This window comes from Streptomyces sp. ML-6, from assembly GCF_030116705.1.
Taxonomy (GTDB): Bacteria; Actinomycetota; Actinomycetes; order Streptomycetales; family Streptomycetaceae; genus Streptomyces.
In genome coordinates this window covers 4,008,125-4,025,306 of record NZ_JAOTIK010000001.1, presented here as the reverse complement: position 1 = coordinate 4,025,306, position 17,182 = coordinate 4,008,125, and the positions used below count along the sequence as shown (strand labels likewise).

The window sequence follows — 17,182 nt, the reverse complement described above, 5'->3', positions numbered from 1 at the left end:
AAAGCCCCGGAAAAAAGCTTCGGGAAAGCTTCGGAAACGACTCGGGGAGTCCGGCCGAAGTGGGCCGAACTCCCCGAGCAGAGAGCGGAGGCGGAGGGATTTGAACCCTCGATGGGCTTTAAGACCCAAACCGCATTAGCAGTGCGGCGCCATAGACCGGACTAGGCGACGCCTCCAGACACTTCCCGCGCAAGCGCGAGCGGTGTGTGCAGATGATGACACAGCTGAGCGCCGTGTCACCAATCGCCGCCTACGGTACTAGGCATCCGGGCACGAGGGCAAAGTGCCCGCGGTTGCGCAACGCCGTGGCGTGCGGAGCGTTAGTGAGAGCGGAGGCGTCGTCCTCCGGTCGTCCGCCTCGTTCACGTCGTCCACCTCGTTCACGTCGTTCACGTCGTTCCACCGGTACTCCCTTCGAACCCGGCACTCCCTTCGGATTTCGAAGGGCACGAGCACAGGAGCCCGCATGCTGCGTCGTCTCGCCCTCACCGCCGTCGTGTCCCTCGCCGTGCTGTCCGCGGCGGCACCGGCCGCGACCGCGGTCAGCCGTCCGCTCCCGCTGCCGATCCCGCTGCCCCTGCCCGGGCCGGAGGGGGAGGACGGCCCCACCCGGTTGACGATCACGGTCTCGGACTCGGGGGACCCCGCGGCCGAGGGCACCTTCGAGCTGCGGTGCGCCCCGGCGGGCGGGACCCACCCGGCGGCGGGGCGGGCCTGCGAGCGGCTGGAGGAGCTGGCGGACGAGGGGGAGGACCCGTTCGCCCCGGTGCCCCCGGACGCGCTGTGCACCCTGCAGCACGGGGGACCCGCCACCGCCCGCATCACCGGCACCTGGAACGGGCGGAGTATCGACGCGGTCTTCGACCGGACCAACGGTTGCGAGATCTCCCGCTGGAACGATCTGCGCCCGGTCCTCCCCAACGTCCGATGAGGAACACCCGGGGAGGCGGCCTTCGACTCCGTTCGGCGAAACGGTCCGATGAGTCCGGTGGATTCGGTGGATCCGGAAGATCGGCGGCGCGGGCGAGTGGACGGGGCCGCTCCGGGTACGGGTCGGGAGACGGCCCCGGTGACCAGGGGTTCGTCGCCCCGGACGGGCACGGCGTGCGCCGTGCCGGGGCCATCGGACAGCACATGACGAGCAGGAGTCGTACACCACATGCACAGATCCTTGGTGAGAGCTCCCCCTGATCCGCCGTCCCTCGGCCCCCGGCTGCCTTTAGACTCGTCCAGTGACAGCCTGCGGCCCGAGGGGCAAGATGGGGCCCGCTGTCGGCAAGGTGCGGTAATCAGGGAGGAAGCGTCGTCGTGAGCAGCAGGCCGTCCCGAGGCACTGCTCGCCTCGCAGCCATACTCGATGCCCTTCCCGACGGGCTGCTGCTCGTCAACTGCAACGGCACGGTCGTCAACGCCAACACCATCGCGCTCGAAATGTTCGAGACGCCGGGCACCGCGCTCGTCGGGCGTGGGCTCCTCGACCTGCTGCCGGAGTTCGACTCCAAGCTGATCCCGGGTTCGATGCGCAGGCCCGATGCGGCCGACGCACGCGGCCGTACGAAGCCGACCCGGATGACCGCGCGCCGGACCGACGGGACCGAGTACCCCGTCGAGGTCACCAGCGCCGGTCTGGAGGACGGGCAGGCCGCGTACAACGACTTCCAGAACGGGTACGGCGGCGGCTACTCGGGCGACGAGCTGCTGATGCTCGTCGTGCGGGACCTGTCGGGCACCGTCGACACCGAGGCGGAACTGGCCCGTTCGCAGCGGCAGACCGAGATGATCCTGCGCGCCGCGGCCGAGGGCGTCGTCGGCACGGACACGGACGGCCGGGTCGTCCTGGTCAACCCCGCCGCCGCGCAGATACTCGGTTACCGCGCCAGCGACCTGGGCGGCCAGGAGCTGCACCCGCTGATCCTGCACTCGCGGGCGGAGGGCGAGCCGTTCCCGTACGAGGAGTCGCCGCTGGCCGACACCCTCAGGTCCGGGCGCAAGCACCGGGTGCGCGGGCAGGTCCTGTGGTCCAAGAGCGGGGCCCGGGTGCCGGTCGACCTGACCACCGCGCCGGTCCGCGACGGGGACCAGCTGGTCGGCGCCGTCATGACGTTCACCGACCGCAGGCCCTACGAGGAGCTCATCGAGCAGCATCGGGCCGAAGTCGCCGAGCTGACCGGGAAGCACGCCGCCGAGGTCACCGCGCTCGACGAACGGCACAGCACGGAACTGGCCGACCGCTCCGAGCGGTACGCGGCCGAGCTGGAGGCCCGGACCGAGCAGTTGGAGGCGCTGACCGCCCGGCACACCCAGCTCACCGCCGTGCTCGGCGAGTCGCTGCGCGGCCCGCTGGAGGAGTTGCGCGGCGAACTCGCCACGCTCGCCGCCGACCCGGCCGGCCAGCTGTGGCCCGAGGCCAACCAGATCCTGCACCACCTGGCGGCGGGCTACGCCCGGATGACCACGCTCGTCGACAACGTGCTCGGCTACCAGCGCCTGGACGCCGGTGCCGAGAAGCTGGTCAAGTCGAACGTGCTGCTCGACTCGGTCGTGACGGCCGGCATCGACGCGTCCGTCGAGCTGATCGGCCCCGGGCGCGCCCAGTTCGCGGTGCACGCGCCGCCGATCGAGGCCGAGGTGGACGCGGCCCGGCTGGTGACCGCGCTCGCCCATCTGGTCGCGGACGTCGCCGGGGTCGACTCGACCGGCAAGGCCCGGGTGATGCCGGGCGGCGGCTACGTCGACTCGACGGTCGTCGTGGCGGCGGCGCAGCGCGGCGAGGTCGTACGGATCGAGGTGCGCGGCCCGTTCGCCGGGGGAGACCCGGTGCACGAGCCGATCGTGCGCGGGATCGTGCGGGCGCACGGCGGCGTGCTCCAGACCCACGAGGTCCCGGGGACCAGCGGCAGCGCGTACGTGCTGGAGGTGCCGTTGGGCGCGGGTTCGGGCACGGTGGTGCCGCCCGCGTCCGGGCCGGAGGCGGAAGCCGGGCCGCAGGCCGGTGCGCCGTCCGGCGACGGGAGCCCGGAGAGCACGGGACAGCAGCAGGCCGCGGGGCAGCAGACCGGCGGTGGACGGCGGCGGGCGCGCCGGGCGTCCACGGACGCGTTCCTGGAGAGCTCGGTGGGCGGTCCCGGTCCGGACGGTGACCCGGCCGCGGCCGAGCCGACCGGGCGGCGCCGGGCCCGTCGCGGGCCCGGGGCGGACGAGTCGCAGGGCGGCAACGCCTACGACCCGCAGGAGCTTGCCGGGGCCCAGCAGACCCAGGGGTCGGGGCGCAGGCGGGGACGGCCCAGCCCGGCCGAGAGCGGTGCCCGGATCCCTCTTCCCGCCCAGTTGCTCCAGTCGCCCGAGCAGGGACAGGAGCCCGGTGCCGCCGGGCAGTCCGGCGGCCGGCAGGCCCCGGGCCAGGCGTTGGCGCTGCCCGCGGCCCCGGCCACGGCGGACGCCGACGCGCGGGACGGCGACCGTCCGCAGCTCGGCCGGACCGTGCCGCCGCAGGGTGTTCCGGTCGGGGAACAGGTGCCGGAGCAGGCTCCGGTGCCGGTGCCGACGGGCAGTCACCGGGCGCGGCACGGCGCGGGGAACCAGCCGGCCCTGTCGGCCGCCGCCCCCGTCCCGGCGCAGGCCCCGGGTACGGACACGGCTCCGGCCCCGGCCTCGGCCCCGGTCTCCCCGGACGCCGCTTCCCCGGTCCCCGCTCCGGTGCCGGATTCCACTCCCGTCCCGGCGCAGGCGCCCCAGCAGCCGACCGGGCGCAGGGCCAGGCGGGCGCTGGCCGCCGCCCAGGAGCGGTCCGCCCAGGACAGGCCCGCGGAGGCCCGTACGGCGTTCGCGCTCCCGCCCGCGGAGGCCGACCGGTCCCCGTCCGAGGCGGCCGATCCGGACGCCTCGCTGCCCGGACGCCATGACGCCGTGGTCCTCGCACCGGGCGAGGGGCACACCCCGCCCCACCCGCACCCCATGCCGACCGGTCGGCGCCGGGCCCGCCGGCCCGAAGCCCCCCAGCAGCCGGGACAGGCCGCCACCCAGAGCGGACAGGGCGGGCCGGGCGTGGGGCCGCAGCCCGCGCCGCAGCACACCCAGCCGCCTCACCTGTCGCAGGAACCCCAGGGCCCCGGTGGCTGGGGTGAGGACGGCTCCTCGGGCCAGGGCCCGGCCGTGCCGGTCGCGCCCGGCGAGCGCTCCGAGGTCCCCGGTGGCTCCGCCGAGGACGCCGCGGCCGGGGCCGAGGCCCCCGGGCACACCACGCACACCACCGGCACCACGGCCGTTCCCGCTCCCGCGGGCGGTGCGGAGGGCCCCGCGCGGGGTGCGACGCCCGTGCAGGACGCACGCAGGCAGCCGCTGCCCGCGGAGGCCCCGATGCCCGGTGATTCGTCCGACTCGACGCAGGGGCGCGCGTTCAGCGTGCGGACGCTCGGGCAGGGCGTGCCGTTCGCCCAGCACATCGCGCACCAGCAGAACCAGGCGCCCGGCGGTGCCGGGCGGCGCCGCAAGCTCGCCGCCCCGCCGGAGGACGAGCACGCCCCGCAGGCCGCGCCCCGGCGCAGGGCGCCCCGTCCCCGCCCCTGTCGGCCCGGCCCCAGGCGGCCCAGCCGTCCCCGGCCGTGCCGTCGCCGTCCGCCGGGGCGCCGGACGGTCCGGCCGGGGCAGCGCACGGCCAGGTGCCGGGGCAGCGGCTCCCCGCGCCGGAGGCCGAAGGGCGCTCGTTCGCCATAGGCGCGCCCGACGAGGGCGCCGAGGGGCCGGAGCCGCTGGACGGTCCGGGCGGTGCGGTCGAGGTGGCCAACCGGCCGTCCCCGCAGCCGGTCGACGACGAGCTGCCCCCGGAGCCGCTGGACAACCCGCGCCGGCTGCTCGTGTGGCCCGCGCCCGACGTCTCCACCCAGCAGGCGCTGAGCGACCGCGGTTACCGGCCGGTGATCGTGCACTCCCGCGAGGAGGTCGACGCCCAGATCGCGGCGTTCCCCGCCGCGCTCTTCGTCGACCCGCTCACCGGTCCCATCACCCGCAAGGCCCTCCAGTCGCTGCGCCAGGCGGCGGTGGCGGCCGAGGTCCCGGTGCTGGTGACGGCCGGTCTGGGGCAGGCGTCGCGGGAGGCGGCGTACGGTGCCGACCCCGCCGTGCTCCTCAAGGCGCTCGCCCCGCGCGACAGCGAGCAGCACCCGCCGCGGGTGCTGCTGATCGAGGAGCACGAGGAGATCGCGGAGGCGCTGACGGAGGCGCTGGAGCGGCGCGGCATGCAGGTGGCCCGGGCCGCCACCGACAGCGAGGCGGCATCGCTCGCCGGCCGGATGCGGCCCAACCTGGTGGTGATGGACCTGATGCAGGTGCGCCGCCGCCGGGCCGGCATCATCGACTGGCTGCGCGCCAACGGCCAGTTGAACCGGACCCCGCTGGTCGTCTACACCTCCGCCGACATGTCCGGGGCGGAGCTGGCGAACCTCGGCTCGGGCGAGAGCGTCCTCTTCCTGGCCGAGCGCTCCACGAGCGAAGAGGTCCAGTCGCGCATCGTCGACCTGCTCGCGAAGATCGGCACGAACTGATCCGACGGAACGCGGCGAGGGCGGTACGGGAGAGCCCGTACCGCCCTCGTTGTGTTCCGCCAGGCGCGGGCCGATCAGACCCGGTCAGATCCGGATGCGAGACCGGTCGGACCCGGTCGGGCCCGCGTCCGGCCCGGTCCGGTCGGGTCCGACCAGGCCCGGCCGTCGGCCGGCCGGACCCGGGTGACGGCCGGTCAGATCAGGGTGACGTCCGGTCAGAGCTGTGTGACGTCCAGCTCGCCCTCCGCGTACTGCTTGCGGATCACCTTCTTGTCGAACTTGCCGACGCTGGTCTTCGGCACCGCCGCGATGACCGTCCAGCGCTCCGGCAGCTGCCACTTGGCGATGCCGGACTCGGCGAGGAAGTCCCTCAGCGCCTCGTAGTCGGCCCCGGCCCCCTCCTTGAGGACCACGGTCGCGAGCGGGCGCTCGCCCCACTTCTCGTCCGGGACGGCGACGACCGCGGCCTCGGCCACCTCCGGGTGGGCCATCAGGGCGTTCTCCAGCGCGACGCTCGAAATCCACTCGCCGCCGGACTTGATGACGTCCTTGGCCCGGTCGGTGAGGGTGAGGAAGCCGTCCTCGCTGATCACCCCGACGTCACCGGTCTTCAGCCAGCCGTCCTCGCTGAACTTGTCCGCGGGCCGCAGGTCCTCGCCGTCCGCGCCCCCGTAGTAGGCGCCGGCGATCCACGGACCGCGCACCTCCAGCTCACCGGCCGACTCGTTGTCCCACGGCAGGTGTTCGCCGCCGGGGCCGACCAGCCGCGCCTCGACCCCGGCCGGGAAACGGCCCTGGGTGACGCGGTAGGGCCACTCCTGCTCCTCGGTCAGACCGGCGGGCGGGTGGGCCATGGTGCCGAGCGGCGAGGTCTCCGTCATGCCCCAGGCGTGGCAGAGCCGGACGCCGAGCCTGTCGTACGCCTCCATGAGGGAGGGCGGGCACGCGGCGCCGCCGATGGTGACGCGGGCCATGGAGGACAGGTCGCGCGGGTTGGCCGTGACCTCGGCGAGCAGGCCCTGCCAGATGGTGGGCACCGCGGCGGCGTGGGTCGGCCGTTCGCGCTCGATCATCTCGGCGAGCGGGGCGGGCTGCAGGAACCGGTCCGGCATGAGCATGTTGACGCCGGACATGAACGTGGCGTGCGGCAGGCCCCAGGCGTTCACATGGAACTGGGGGACGACCACCAGCGTGGTGTCCTGGTCCGTCAGCCCCATCGACTCGGCCATGTTGACCTGCATGGAGTGCAGGTAGATGGAGCGGTGGGAGTAGACGACGCCCTTGGGGTCGCCGGTGGTGCCGGAGGTGTAGCACATGGCGGCGGCACGGCGTTCGTCCAGCTCGGGCCAGTCGTAGGTGGTCGGGCGGCCGGCGATCAGTTCCTCGTAGTCGTGCACCCGGGGCGCCGCGCCGTCCAGGAGGGAACGGTCGCCGGGCCCCGCCACGACCACGTGCTCGAGCGACTTCAGGTGGGGGAGCACCGGTGCGAGCAGCGGCAGCAGGGAGCCGTTGACGATGACGACCTTGTCGTCGGCATGGTTGACGACCCAGATCAGCTGCTCGGCGGGGAGCCTGAGGTTGAGGGTGTGGAGCACCGCGCCCATCGAGGGGATCGCGAGGTACGCCTCGACGTGTTCCGCGTTGTTCCACATGAGGGTGGCGACCCGCTGGTCGTCCCGGATCCCGAGCTCGTCGCGCAGCGCGTTCGCGAGCCGGGTGGCGCGCCGGCCGAGCTCGGCGAAGCTGCGCCGCTGCGGCTCGGGTTCGCCGGTCCAGGTCGTCACCTGCGACTTCCCGTGGATGGTCATCCCGTGGGTGAGGATGCGGGTGACAGTCAGCGGTACGTCCTGCATGGTGCTCAGCACGGCGTCCTCCCGTTGGGCGCTACGCGGCAGTAGGGTTTCGCTGATTCTGCGCGCATACCGCTCGGTATGTCACTAGTCCGGGGAGCACGAATCGGTGTCGTTCGGCAAAAGCGGCCCGCTCAAGCGCCTCGACGTCGCCCCTGGTCACCGGAGCGCAGCCCGGCGTGACCGATGTGACCGGTGTGGCCGGATCCGGGCCAGTGCGACCGGATCCGGGCCGGTGACCTGACCGAGGCCGACCATCTGACCGAGGCCGGGCACCTGACCAGGGCCGGTCATCTGACCGGGGCCAGCTCCGGGTCCTGCCGGAGTTTGCCGAGCGCCCGCGAGACGGCGCTCTTCACGGTGCCGACGGACACCCCGAGCACCTCGGCGGTCTGGGCCTCGCTCAGGTCCTCGTAGTAGCGCAGGACGACCATCGCCCGCTGCCGGTCCGGGAGCTTCAGCACGGCCCGCCACATCGCGTCGTGCAGCGTCTGCTGCTCGGCCGGGTCGGGGGCCGGGACGGCCTCCTGCTCGGGCAGCTCGTCGCAGACGAACTCGTCGACCTTGCGCTTGCGCCACTGCGAGGTCCGGGTGTTCAGCAGCGCCCGGCGCACGTAGCCGTCGAGCGCCCGGTGGTCCTCGATCCGCTCCCAGGCGATGTACGTCTTGGCCAGCGCGGTCTGCAACAGGTCCTCGGCGTCGCTCGGATTGGCGGTGAGCGAACGCGCGGTGCGCAGCAGTACGGGCCCTCTGGCCCGTACGTAGGAGGAGAACGACGGGTACGGGACGTACTGGGGCCGCGACGCGTACGGGGAGCACGCGCCGTGCGAGGCGTGTGCGCTGTTCTGCGAGGCGTGTGCTCCGCCCTGCGACGCGTGTGGACCGTGGGAGCCCGGCTGACTGTACGAGCCGTGCCCCGTGCTGGGCGGCGTGTGCACCGGGTACGACGTGTGCGGCACACGACCGGTGGCGGCGGCTCCCCCGGAGCCGCCCGTGCAGACTGGCGTGGTCATGGCTCCACGCTAGGAGCGGGCGCCGCCGGGGGGATCGGCCCCAGGTCCCGAAACCGCGTCCCCCTCAGGGTGTAGGGGTGGTGCGGGCCCCACCTCCTGAAGGTGGACCCGCCGCCGTAGGGGGCTCAGGGGCGTCCCCGAGACCCGTGCCCGCGCCGGACGGGCCCCGCGGGGCGCTCCTCACGGGTACGGGACGGGGCCGGGCCGTGTGCGGTCAGTCGTCCGTGCCGAGGATCAGCCCCGAGGTGGGCACGCCGGTACCGGCCGTGACCAGGGTCCGGGCCGCCCCGGCCACCTGGTTCACCGACGAGCCCCGGATCTGCCGGACCGCCTCCGCGATGCCGTTCATCCCGTGCAGGTACGCCTCCCCCAGCTGCCCCCCATGGGTGTTCAGGGGCAGCGCGTCCGCCGCGACGAAGTCCGCGGCCTCGCCCGGCGCGCAGAAGCCGAACTCCTCCAGCTGCATCAGGACGAACGGCGTGAAGTGGTCGTAGAGGATGCCCACGTCGATGTCCGAGGGGGAGAGTCCCGAGGCGCGCCACAGCTGCCGGGCCACCACTCCCGTCTCCGGCAGGCCGGTCAGGTCGTCGCGGTGGAAGCTGGTCATCTGTTCCTGCATCCGGCCGGCCCCCTGGGCGGCGGCGACGATCACGGCGGGCGGGCGGCGCAGGTCCCGGGCCCGTTCGGTGCTCGTGACGACGATCGCCTGGCCGCCGTCGGTCTCCTGGCAGCAGTCGAGCAGCCGCAGCGGTTCGACGATCCACCGCGACGCCGCGTGATCGGCCAGGGTGATCGGCTTCCCGTGGAAGTACGCGGCCGGGTTGCGGGCCGCGTGGCGCCGGTCGGTGACCGCGACGTGGCCGAAGGCCTCCGGCGTCAGCCCGTACGCGTGCAGATAGCGTGCGGCGGCCATGGCGACCCAGGAGGCGGGCGTGAGCAGCCCGAAGGGGAGGTTCCAGCCGAGCGCCGTGCCCTCCGCGGTGGGCTCCCGCCGCTGCACCCCGGAGCCGAACCTGCGGCCGGAGCGCTCGTTGAACGCGCGGTAGCAGACCACGACGTCGGCCACCCCGCACGCCACGGCCATCGCCGCCTGCTGCACGGTGGCGCAGGCCGCCCCGCCCCCGTAGTGGACGCGGGAGAAGAACGACAGCTCGCCGATCCCGGCCGCCTGGGCGACGGTGATCTCGGGGCTGGTGTCCATGGTGAAGGTGACCAGGCCGTCCACGTCGGCCGGGGTCAGCCCGGCGTCGTCCAGGGCTGCCCGCACCGCCTCGACGGCCAGCTTGAGTTCGCTGCGGCCGGAGTTCTTGGAGAACTCGGTCGCGCCGATGCCCGCGACCGCCGCCCTGCCGCCGAGCGAGTCGGCCCCGCGGATGCTCATGCCTCCCCCTCCCGCTCGTTCCGCTCATCCGGAGCTGCCGGAGCTGCCGGAGCTGCCGGAGCTGCCGGGAGGCCGACGGTCACGGTGCCGGTGACGTGCCGTCCGAGTCCGTTCGTGCCGACGACCGCCACCTCGGCCGTCCCGTCCTCCCCCACGGCGGTGACCCGGCCGCTCAGGACCATGGTGTCGCCGGGGTAATTGGGCGCGCCCAGCCTGATGACGACCTTGCGGAGCACGGTCGCGGGGCCGAGGCGGTCGGTGACGTACCGGCCCACCAGGCCGTTGGTCGTCAGGATGTTCATGAAGATGTCCGGGGACCCCTTCCGCCGGGCGGTCTCCGCGTCGTGGTGGACGTCCTGGTAGTCGCGGGAGGCGAGGGCGCCCGCCACGATCAGGGTGCGGGTCACCTCGATCTCCAGTGGCGCCAGCTCCTCACCGGCCCTCATCGCACGTCCTCCTTGCGGCCTTGCCGGCCCTCATCACGCGTCCTCCTCCGCCAGCGACTCGCCGAGCTCCTGGAGCACCTCGCTGCCGCAGCCCAGGTGGGCGTCGAGCTGCCGGCCCCAGAGGAAGTGGCGGTGCACCGGGTGGTCGAGGTCCGCGCCGGTGCCGCCGTGCAGATGCTGCCCGGCGTGCACCACCCGCTTGCCCGCCTCCGAGGCCCACCAGGCGGCGGTCAGCGCCTGGTGCCGGTAGGGCAAGCCCGCGTCGTGGCGCCAGGCCGCCTCGTACGCGGTGACCCGTATCGCCTCGGTGTCCATGTGGGCGTCGGCGGCGCGCAGCAGGACCCCCTGCTTGGTGGAGAGCGGGCGCCCGAACTGCACCCGGGTGTTCGCGTGGGTGACGGCGCGGGCCAGCGAGCCGGCGCACACCCCCGCCTGGAGCCCGGCGAATGCCGTCCGGCCCGCGGCCAGCACCTCCCCGTACGCCCCGTCCCCGCCGATCCGCTCCCCGGGCGCCCCCTCCAGCACGAGCCGGGCCGCCGACCACGGCGCCGTGGTCTCCACCGGCTCCGTCGTCACCCAGGGATCCCCGGCCCGTACGATCCACAGCCGCCGCTCCGTGTCGGGGACGAGCACGAGACCGGCGTCCCGCAGCCACGGCACGTACGGCACCACACCGCTCAGCCGGCCCTCGGCGTCCGCCCGCACCCCGCCCCGTTCCGGGAACGCCCCGGTGGCGACCGTGCCGCCGTCCCGGAGCATGGGCAGCAGCCGTTCCCGCTGCTCGTCGGTGCCGTGCCGGGCGACGGCGAGCACCCCGTACACACAGCTCGCCGCGAACGGCACCTGCGCCGTCGTCCGGCCCTGTTCCTCCAACAGGAGCACCAGGCCGAGCAGGCCGATCTCCTCGACGGCCGCGACCAGTCCGGCCGCGCAGAGGCTCTTCCACAGCTCGGCGTCCGTACCCGTGCCGGCCCCGGCCAGGCGCTCGGGCGTCGACAGGTCCGTGAAGATCCGCGCCGCCAGTCCCTGGGCGGCGGCCTGTTCGTCGGTGGGTGCGAAATCCATCTCAGCCCTCGTCTCCCCGGAAGACCGGAATCTCCAAGTCCGGGTCCGTGCGCAGGAATTCCAGCCGGACCGGCATGCCCGTGCGCACCTTGTCGTACGGCACGCCGACGACGTTGCTGACCATCCGCACCCCCTCGGCCAGTTCGATCAGCGCCACCGCGTACGGTCCGCCGCCCTCCTCGGCCGCGAAGGCGGGGAACCTCGGGTGGTGCATCACGACGTGGCTGAAGACGGTGCCCTCGCCGCTCGCCTCGACCGTGTCCCACTCCTGGCCGCCGCACGCGTTGCAGCCGGGCAGCCAGGGGAAGCGCAGGGTGCGGCAGGACCCACAGCGCTGGATCAGCAGCCGGTGCTCGGCGACGCCCTGCCAGAAGCCGGCGTTGTCGCGGTTGACCACCGGCCGCGGGCGCAGGTGTTTCTCCTGCGGCGGTTCTTCTCGTCCCGGTCGAGGCTTCGCCGCAGGTGCGTACTTGAGGATGCGGAAGCGGTGCCTCCCGGCGGGTTCGCCGTCCGCCCGGACGTCCATGCGCGTCGTGATGAAGTACCCCGTCCCCAGCCTGGTCGTCTTCCGCGGCGAGACCGACTCGATCACCGCGTCGAAGGTGATCCGGTCGCCGGGCCGCAGCGGGCGCAGGTACTCCTGCTCGCAGTCGGTCGCGACGACCGAGGTGTACCCGGCGCCGTCGAGCAGCCCGAACAGCTCCTCGTACGCCGCCGAGCGGTCGGTGTGGCCCGACAGCCCGCCCATCGTCCACGCCTGGAGCATCGTCGGCGGGGCGATCGCGTCCGGCCCCGTGTACGCCGGGTTGTCGTCGCCCATCGCCTCGCACCAGTGCCTGATCATCGGCTCGTTGACCGGGTCCTTGCCGACCCCGGCGGTCGCGGCCGGCCGGCCCTCGAACTCCTTGAGCCGCCCGTACAGCCCGTCGTGCTCCCGGTCCCCCTCCGGGGGCCGCCCCCGGGACGCCCGGTCCTCCCCCCGCGGGCCCGTCACCGCACGCCCCTCTTCATGCCGAGCCGCATCGTCGCGACGATCTCCCGCTGCACCTCGCTCACCCCGCCCCCGAAGGTGTTGATCTGCGCGGCCCGGTTCATCCGCTCCAGTTCCCCGTCGCCGAAGCAGCCGGGCGAACCGGCCCGCAGCACACCCGCCTCTCCCGTGATCTCCTGGCACATCCGGTACACCTCGACGGCGCTCTCGGTCCCCGCGAACTTCACGCCGCTCGCCTCGCCGGGCGCCGGTGAACCCGCCCCGACCTCGCCCACCAGGCGCCAGTTGAGCAGGCGGGTCGCCGCCAGCCGGGCGTACGCCTCCGCCAGCCGGGCGCGCACCCACGGCTCGTCGGCCGGCCGCCGGCCCGTGACCGGGTCGGGGGTGCGGGCGAAGGCGAGCGCCGCCGCGCAGGAATCCTCGGCCTGCATCCCGATCGCGGCGAGCGCCACCCGTTCGTGGTTCAGCTGGTTGGTGATCAGCCCCCAGCCGCCGTTCTCCGCGCCGACCAGATGGGTGACGGGCACCCGCACCCCGTCGTAGTACGTGGCCGTCGTGGTCAGCCCGCCCACGGTCTCGATCGGCGTCCAGGAGAACCCCGGCGCGTCGGTCGGGACGAGAACGATCGAGATGCCCCGGTGCTTGGGCGCGTCGGGGTCGGTGCGGCAGGCGAGCCAGATCCAGTCCGCGTTCTGGGCGTTGCTGGTGAAGATCTTCTGCCCGTCGATCACCCAGTGCTCACCGCTGCCACTGCCGCCACCGCTGTCACCGCCGTCGCTACCATCGCCGCTTCCGCTCCCGCTCCCGTTCCCGCCGGGGCCCGGCGGGGGCGCCTGGGCCGACGGGGATGCTTCCCGTACCGCCCTGGTGCGCAACGCGGCAAGATCCGTACCGGCCTCGGGCTCGCTGTAGCCGATGGCGAAGACGAGGTCGCCGCTCAGGATCCGGGGCAGGAAGTACGCCTTCTGCTCCTCGGTCCCGTATGCCATCAGCGTCGGGCCCACCGTGTTCAGAGTGACCATCGAGACGGGTGCGCCCGCCCGGTACGCCTCGTCGAAGAAGATGAACTGCTCGTCGGCGCCGCGCCCCTGGCCGCCGTACTCGACGGGCCAGCCGAGTCCGAGCATTCCGTCGGCACCGATCCTGCGCAGCAGCCGCCGCTGCTCGGCGGGGTCCTCGGCGCCCGGGGCCGCCCTGGCGTCCCGGTGGGGCATCACCTCGCGGAAGTACGCGCGGAGTTCGGCGCGCAGCTGACGCTGGCGTTCCGTCTGGACGAGATGCACGGCGGCCGCCTTCCGGACACGGACGTACGGATCAGGGCTTCTCCCGACTGATTTCTGACTGTCCGTCAGATACGGGGTGACTGTCAAGGTCGCCGACGCCCCGAACCCACCCCGTCGGCAGCGCGACGCACGGCGCACCCAGAACCGCCCCGGAGCCGCTCCGCCGCCACGGGCCCCGCCCCCTTCCCTTCATCGAACATTCGTACGAAAATAGAGTCATGGCCATCACTGCCCGGCAGACCGCCGCCCTGGCCCTCGCCCACGCGCTCTCCGCCGCCGAGCGCGGGCTCCCCGTCTTCCCGCTGACCGCCCGCAAACTCCCCGCGCTCCCCTCCCCGCACCGGAACGACGGCCGCCGTTCCGTCTGCCGGGGCGCGTGCGGCCGCCCCGGCCACGGCGTCCACGACGCCACCACGGACCCCGCCGCCGTACGCGCCCTCTTCGCGGCCGCCCCCTGGGCCACCGGCTACGGCATCGCCTGCGGCCGGGCACCGCACCACCTCATCGGCATCGACCTGGACGTCGACACCCCCGGCGGCGACTCGGCCGCATCGCTCCGACGACTGGCCCTGCACCACCTGTTCACGATCCCGCCGACCATCACGGTGCTCACCCCCAGCGGCGGGCGGCACATCTGGCTGACCGGCCCGCCGGACGTTCCGGTGCCGAACTCAGCGAGCCGGCTCGCCCCCGGCATCGACATCCGCGGCGCCGGCGGCTACCTGGTGGGCCCCGGCTCGGTCACCGCCCACGGCGGCTACCGCCTCGCCCCAGGCACCGCTGACCTCCCACCGGCCCCCTGCCCCCGCGCACTCCTGCGCCTGCTCACACCACCCGCACGCCCCCACCGCCCGCCGCCTGCCCGGCCCGACCGGGGCCGGGGACTGGTCCGCTTCGTCCTCGCGGCCCACGAGGGCCAGCGCAACACCCGGCTCTTCTGGGCCGCCTGCCGCGCCTACGAACACGGCTTCGGCGACGCCCTGGCCGACGCCCTCGTCCGGGCCGCCGTCCACACCGGCCTCCCCGAACACGAGGCCCGTGCCACCGTCGAATCCGCGGCCCGCCTCACCACGGGCAGCACCGAACGGCCCGGGCACGACGAAGGCCCCCGGTGACATGAAACGGCCCCCGGCCGGTGGTGCCGGCCGGGGGCTGAATCCGCTGCGGTGGGTGTGGGATTCGAACCCACGGTCTGCTACATGCCCACCTCTCTCGCCACGGCGTGCTCAGCGGTACTCACCTGCGCCCTGCATCCCCGAACCCCCCGCAGACCACAGCGGACGGCCTCATGAGCAGCTCGTCAACGTTTGCTCCGCCGGCCAGTGCGCCACCTGATCGTTCAGGAGGACAGGGAGCCCACGAGTATCGCGCCGTAGTGCACGCATTGGTGCCATCGCTTGCAGTAGCGCTTCGCCCGCCACAGCGAACGCCGCGTGAATTGCTTCTCGCACCAAACGCACTTGCGAGTCTTCCCATCCCCCATGGCCACGACCCTATCGGCCAACGTCAATGCCCCGAACAGGAACCAGCCGACCGTGTTCCCGGGCGTCGAGTGACAGGGGCAATCGCACACCTCGTGGACCACCCGGACGTCGGCCGGCACCGAGGGCGGGAAACCCCGGGGGACACGGGGGAGCACGGGGACACGGGGGCCGACGGGCAGCGGACAGCACAACAACCCCCGACCTTCTTGCCTGGTCAGGGGCCGTTCAGCTGTGCGGTGGGTGTGGGATTTGAACCCACGGTGACTCGCGCCACGACGGTTTTCAAGACCGTTCCCTTAGGCCGCTCGGGCAACCCACCCCGCGTTACCCGGTCGTGGACCGGGATTGACGCGAGGACAGCCTAGCCGGTCAGCTGTCGCCCTTGCGCTCGCCCAGGACAACTTCGGCCGTCGACGACTTGCCGTCGCGCGTGTAGGTCAGGGTCACCCGGTCGCCCGGCTGATGGGTCCAGATCTCGCCGATCAGGGTCGGGCCGCTGTCGATCACCGTGTCGTTGAACTTCGTGATGACGTCGCCGGCCCGGAGCCCCGCCCGGTCCGCGGGGCCGCCCTTCGAGACGGCTTCCGTACCGCCCGCGCCCCGGTCGGAGATGACCGCGCCGCCCGTCTTCTCGCTCATGGTGACCGTGGCGCCGATCACCGGGTAGACCGGCTGACCGGCCTTGATCAGCTGCTGGGCGACGTTCGTGGCCTGGTTGATCGGGATCGCGAAGCCGAGGCCGATGGAGCCCGACTGGGCCTGGCCGATGCTGCTGCCGGTCGACTGGATGGCCGAGTTGATGCCGATCACCGCGCCGCGCGCGTCGAGCAGCGGGCCACCGGAGTTGCCCGGGTTGATCGAGGCGTCGGTCTGCAGGGCGCTCATGTACGAGTTGCTGCCGCCGGAACCGTCGCCGGAGGCGACCGGGCGGTTCTTCGCGCTGATGATGCCGGTGGTGACCGTGTTGGACAGGCCGAACGGCGCGCCGATCGCGATCGTGGAATCGCCGACCGCGACCTGGTCCGAGTTGCCGAGCGACAGCGGGGCGAGGCCCGCGGGCGGGTTCTTCAGCTTCAGGACGGCGACGTCGTAGCCCTGGGCCCGGCCGACCACTTCCGCGTCGTACTTCTTGCCGTTGGAGAAGGTCACCGTGAGCTGGCCGCTGTCCGCCGCGGAGGCCACCACGTGGTTGTTCGTGAGGATGTGGCCTTCCTTGTCGTACACGAAGCCGGTGCCCGTGCCGCCCTCGCCGTCACCGCTCTGCGCGTCGATGGTGACCACACTGGGCAGCGCCTTGGCCGCCACGCCCGCGACCGTACCGGGGTCGCGCTTGAGGTCCTGCGGGTTGGCCGACGCGGAGATCGTGGTCGAGCCCGAGGAACCGTTGCGGTCGGCCGCCCAGAAGCCGAGGGCGCCGCCGAGGCCGCCCGCGACCAGTGCCGCGACCGCCACCGCCGCGACCAGGCCGCCCGCGCCGCGCCTGCGCGGCTGCTCGGGGGAGGGGTGCGGGGGCGGGGTGCCCCAGACCGGACCGCCCCCGCCGACGCCGTGCTGTGCGTACGCGGGGACGGCGGGCGGCGGCCAGTTCGCCTCGGCCGCCGACTGGGGGGCGGGAGGGACGTGGGGCGCGTGCGGAGGAGGTGTCGCCGGGACGGGGGCCATGGGGGTGGTGGCGGTCGCCCCTTCCACCGGGGCGGGCGACTGCGCCTCCTGGGGCTGCGGGTACGCCGGGGCTGCTCCCGTCGGGGCGGACGCGGGCGCGCTCCCGGGCGTCTCCCGAGGGGCGTCGGCCGGCACGGGAGGTGCGGACGGAACGGACGGCTGGACGGCCCCGGCCGCGGTGCCCTCGTTGTCCTCGTTCTCTGTGCTCACAGCTCTTTACTCCTCGGTTCCACATCATGTTCGGCAAGGGATCCGCTGCGTACGTGTCCTGAGTCAGCTTTTCCCAAGGCCCGTCAGGCCACTGTAAGCAGGACCTGTGCATCCGCACATCAATCTTTACATCGGGCAAAACGACTGCCCGCCGCAGGACCCACCGCAGCTGCGGCCCTCAGCGCCCGGACCCCCTCACGACGCACCCGCACCCACCCCGGTCGCACCCGGGTCACGCGACGGGTGCACAGCGGTCG

The 17,182-nt window shown here is 73.6% G+C and carries 10 protein-coding genes, 2 tRNA genes and 1 pseudogene; 3 read left to right on the top strand and 10 right to left on the bottom strand.

The features are described 5' to 3' along the window. Positions 1–85: 85 nt before the first annotated feature. Positions 86–176: transfer RNA gene (locus OCT49_RS17765), tRNA-Ser, on the bottom strand. A gap of 290 nt (positions 177–466) precedes the next feature. Between OCT49_RS17765 and OCT49_RS17760 the strand changes: the two genes are divergently transcribed. Both OCT49_RS17760 and OCT49_RS17755 read left to right on the top strand, forming a co-directional pair. Further along, on the top strand, positions 467–931 hold the full coding sequence (locus OCT49_RS17760; protein ID WP_283852865.1) for an SSI family serine proteinase inhibitor: 465 nt from the start codon (positions 467–469) through the stop codon (positions 929–931). Between the two features lie 377 nt (positions 932–1,308). Further along, positions 1,309–5,540 (top strand): annotated as a pseudogene (locus tag OCT49_RS17755) (PAS domain-containing protein). A 215-nt stretch (positions 5,541–5,755) separates the two neighbouring features. Here OCT49_RS17755 and OCT49_RS17750 read toward each other — a convergent pair. The 7 genes from OCT49_RS17750 to OCT49_RS17720 form a co-directional block, all read right to left on the bottom strand. Further along, on the bottom strand, positions 5,756–7,405 hold the full coding sequence (locus tag OCT49_RS17750) for a long-chain fatty acid--CoA ligase (RefSeq protein ID WP_283852864.1): 1,650 nt from the start codon (positions 7,403–7,405) through the stop codon (positions 5,756–5,758). Positions 7,406–7,680: 275 nt separating this feature from the next. After that, positions 7,681–8,328 (bottom strand): SigE family RNA polymerase sigma factor, encoded by a 648-nt coding sequence (locus OCT49_RS17745; protein ID WP_502963477.1) that lies wholly within the window; start codon positions 8,326–8,328, stop codon positions 7,681–7,683. A 289-nt stretch (positions 8,329–8,617) separates the two neighbouring features. Then, a complete protein-coding gene (locus OCT49_RS17740) occupies positions 8,618–9,784 on the bottom strand; it encodes a lipid-transfer protein (protein WP_283852862.1) in 1,167 nt (388 codons plus the stop codon). Further along, positions 9,781–10,230, bottom strand: coding sequence for a MaoC family dehydratase (locus OCT49_RS17735; RefSeq protein WP_283852861.1), 450 nt, complete (start codon positions 10,228–10,230; stop codon positions 9,781–9,783). Before OCT49_RS17735 ends, OCT49_RS17740 begins: the two co-directional genes overlap by 4 nt. A gap of 33 nt (positions 10,231–10,263) precedes the next feature. Next, positions 10,264–11,295 carry an acyl-CoA dehydrogenase family protein gene (locus OCT49_RS17730; RefSeq protein WP_283852860.1) on the bottom strand — a complete coding sequence of 344 codons (1,032 nt, stop codon included), beginning with the start codon at positions 11,293–11,295 and terminating at the stop codon, positions 10,264–10,266. 1 nt (position 11,296) lies between these two features. Continuing rightward, positions 11,297–12,289 carry a bifunctional MaoC family dehydratase N-terminal/OB-fold nucleic acid binding domain-containing protein gene (locus tag OCT49_RS17725; protein WP_502963387.1) on the bottom strand — a complete coding sequence of 331 codons (993 nt, stop codon included), beginning with the start codon at positions 12,287–12,289 and terminating at the stop codon, positions 11,297–11,299. Beyond that, positions 12,286–13,569, bottom strand: a complete 1,284-nt coding sequence (locus OCT49_RS17720) for an acyl-CoA dehydrogenase family protein (protein ID WP_283852859.1) — start codon at positions 13,567–13,569, stop codon at positions 12,286–12,288. Before OCT49_RS17720 ends, OCT49_RS17725 begins: the two co-directional genes overlap by 4 nt. 218 nt (positions 13,570–13,787) lie before the next feature. Between OCT49_RS17720 and OCT49_RS17715 the strand changes: the two genes are divergently transcribed. Then, entirely contained in the window at positions 13,788–14,684 is an 897-nt protein-coding gene (locus OCT49_RS17715) for a bifunctional DNA primase/polymerase (RefSeq protein WP_283852858.1), read from the top strand. A 603-nt stretch (positions 14,685–15,287) separates the two neighbouring features. Here the strand turns inward: OCT49_RS17715 and OCT49_RS17710 are convergent. Together OCT49_RS17710 and OCT49_RS17705 are read right to left on the bottom strand one after the other, a co-directional pair. After that, positions 15,288–15,372, bottom strand: a tRNA-Ser gene (locus OCT49_RS17710). A gap of 50 nt (positions 15,373–15,422) precedes the next feature. Then, complete coding sequence (locus OCT49_RS17705; protein WP_283852857.1) at positions 15,423–16,925, bottom strand: S1C family serine protease; 1,503 nt, start codon at positions 16,923–16,925, stop codon at positions 15,423–15,425. Positions 16,926–17,182 lie beyond the last annotated feature (257 nt).